General features: G+C 68.2%; 1 protein-coding gene and 2 pseudogenes. 2 read left to right on the top strand and 1 reads right to left on the bottom strand.

What is annotated here, in order from left to right; translation table 11 throughout:
- Nucleotides 1-257, top strand: a pseudogene (locus tag QH196_RS02770) (hypothetical protein); the annotation flags it as partial.
- Nucleotides 258-313: 56 nt separating this feature from the next.
- Here QH196_RS02770 and QH196_RS02765 read toward each other — a convergent pair.
- Entirely contained in the window at nt 314-2,284 is a 1,971-nt protein-coding gene (locus QH196_RS02765; RefSeq protein ID WP_432279422.1) for a DEAD/DEAH box helicase, read from the bottom strand.
- Nucleotides 2,285-2,604: 320 nt separating this feature from the next.
- On the opposite strand from QH196_RS02765, the pseudogene QH196_RS02760 reads away from it, so the two are divergent.
- A pseudogene (locus QH196_RS02760) lies at nt 2,605-2,844 on the top strand (hypothetical protein); the annotation flags it as partial.

Raw genomic sequence — 2,844 nt, 5'->3', positions numbered from 1 at the left:
ATCGGCGCACCGGTGATCAGGTGTGGCGCTACAGCCGCGATCTGCCGCTGTGCGGGGTCGAAGCGCAATTCGGCATGGTGATCGCGGTGTACCGCAATGAGCGCGGCTGCAGTGAGACCACCATGCTCTCCGGCGCCGACGCAACCGCGCAGGAAGTCGGGTCCGGCCGCGTCCGCGGCGTGGTAGCCGAACTCGGCGGTGGGGGGGGCTGGCCGGCTCGTCGCCCGCCGCCCCGCCGGGCGGCCGCCTGGCAATAACCGCCGCGGGCCGGGGGTGCGGACCCCGCCGCCCCCAGTACTCGTCCTGTCGAGCGTCACTCCGATGCGGAGGCGCCGTTCGACGTGCTGGGCGTCGCGTCCGCGGATGCCGGGCCGTTCTCCGCTGCCCCGGTATCGCTGCCTGCGCCCTTGTCGGCCGGTTTCCGGCGCCGCCGGCGCCGCGCGGGCTTCTCGGTGTCGCCGCTTTCCCCGGCGCCGGACTGCTCGCCGGGCTCGGTGCTGTTCGCGTCCGCCGGCTCCGTGCCCTGGTTCGTATCGTCCGCGGCACCCTCGCCGGTGGTGGAACGCCGACGACGACGCCTGCGGCGCGCCGGGCTCGCTTCCTGCTCCGCGTCCGGCTCCGCGCCCGCCGGGCCGTCGCTCACCTCGGAAGCGGCCTCGGCATCCGCCGACCCGGCTGTGCCCGTGCCGTTTTCGAGCGGCTTTCCGCCGCGGGTGCGCCTCCGGTTACGTTTACGTGGAGTGCGCTCCGGGCGTTCGACCACCACCGCGTCCGGATCGCGTTCCGGTTTCCGCGCGCCGACCGTACCGGTCGCACCCTCCGGGATCCCCAGATCGGAGAACAGATGCGGCGACCGCGAATAGGTTTCCACCGGCTCCGGGATCCCCAGCCCGAGCGCGGCATCGATGGCCGCCCAGCGAGTGAGCTCGTCCCAGTCGATCAGCGTGACCGCCACACCCGTACGGCCGGCCCGGCCGGTGCGCCCGATGCGGTGCACATAGGTTTTCTCGTCCTCGGGGCACTGATAGTTGACAACGTGGGTGACATCGTCGATATCGATCCCGCGCGCGGCGACATCGGTGGCGACCAGTACGTCGATCGTGCCCCGGCGGAATTTCGACAGCGCTTTTTCGCGGGCGATCTGCCCCAGATCGCCATGCACCGCACCGACCGCGAAACCACGTTCGCCCAGTTCGTCCGCGACTTTCTGGGCGGTCCGCTTGGTCCGGGTGAAGATCATCGTGGCGCCGCGGCCCTCGGCCTGCAGAACCCGGGCGATCAATTCACCTTTGTCCAGCGCATGCGCCCGGTACACGAATTGTGCCGTGCGATCGTGAACCGCCGAATCGTGCGGCTCCTCGGCCCGGATATGCGTCGGCCGGGTGAGGAAAGTACGGGCCAGCGTGATGATCGGACCCGGCATGGTCGCCGAGAACAGCATGGTCTGCCGTTTATCGGGCACCATGCCGAGAATGCGTTCGATATCGGGCAGGAAGCCCAGATCGAGCATTTCATCGGCCTCGTCCAGCACGAGGACGCCCACTTTTCCGAGAATCAGATGCTGCTGATCGGCGAGATCCAGCAAACGGCCGGGAGTGCCGACGACGACATCCACGCCTTCACGCAGGGCCGCGATCTGGGAATCATAGGGGCGACCGCCGTAAATGGAGGTCACCCGCAGCGGTCCACGATCGCTGCTGACGTATTTCGCCGCGTTCTCCAGGTCCTTGGTCACCTGCAGGCACAGTTCGCGCGTCGGCACGATGACCAGGGCACGCGGCGTGCCGTCCAGCGGGGAGGTCCCGGATTCCACGCTGCTGATCCGATGCAGCAACGGAACGCCGAATCCGAAGGTCTTACCCATCCCCGTACGGGCCTGGCCGATGAGATCCTCACCGCCCAGCGCCAACGGCAGAGTCAGTTCCTGGATTGCGAAAGTACGTTCGATACCCATCTCGCCCAGAGCGCGCACGATTTCCGCACGCACCCCCAATTCGGCGAAAGACGGTGCGGTATGTCCGGCATCCAGCTCGGCTGTCAGCAGCGTTTCCGCCAGACCCGGTTCCGGTTCTACAGTGATCTTGCTCAGGTTCGTGCCTTCCCTCGTTATCGCGCTACACGCGCACGAGGCGTGGGGCGGACCGGTCGGCCCACGACAACCACGGATCCGCCCTGCGATATTCACCCGGGCCGCCGCCGGATGTCGGCAGGTGCCCGGATGACGGACAGCGAAGCTCGGACATCGGCGCAGCGCATCGGTGACGCGGATCTGGTGCGCGCACATTTTCCGTGGACTCCGTAGAATTCCTCGCTACCGCTGCGCCCACCCGCGGTGCGCGACTTTCGGCGCTGCCGATTCCAACGGATCGACCGAAATTCTTCGGATGTCCGTCCGCGATTGTAGCTGTGTTTTTTTGCGCCGCCTCCGGCGGCGCGGGGTTTTTGGCCAGCGGTGCCCAGCGCCAGAGTTCACGCTCCAGGGCGAGATCGAACGGCGCGGCCAACGCGGTGACGACCTCCGGCGCGCTCCTCGAGGCGATCGGCCATCTGGGAAGCACGAAAAGTTCGTGATTGCCCCCATCCGCCGGGGTAGTCACCGGAAAAATGCGGTATTACAAGTCCGAGGCGGGTTGCGGGGTGGTGCGCTTCGGAGTGTGGGGCCGGGCCAGCTTGCTGGTGTTCCTGTTCGTCCTGTTCTTGAAGGTTCCGCTGCGAAAGCCGCGTGATCGGGCGGCACCGGGCGCCGGAGTCCTACCGGCGTCGACAGGTCCGCGCACGCCCGCTGCGCGACAGCAGGGCGGGCGGGGCATTCGTCGCGCCGCCGATACCGGGCCGCCCCTCGGC

Origin of the sequence: Nocardia carnea (assembly GCF_029868325.1) — a bacterium.
Lineage (GTDB): Bacteria > Actinomycetota > Actinomycetes > Mycobacteriales > Mycobacteriaceae > Nocardia > Nocardia carnea_C.
The sequence above is the reverse complement of the archived record's forward strand: the minus strand, read 5'-3'. Positions and strand labels throughout refer to the sequence as shown.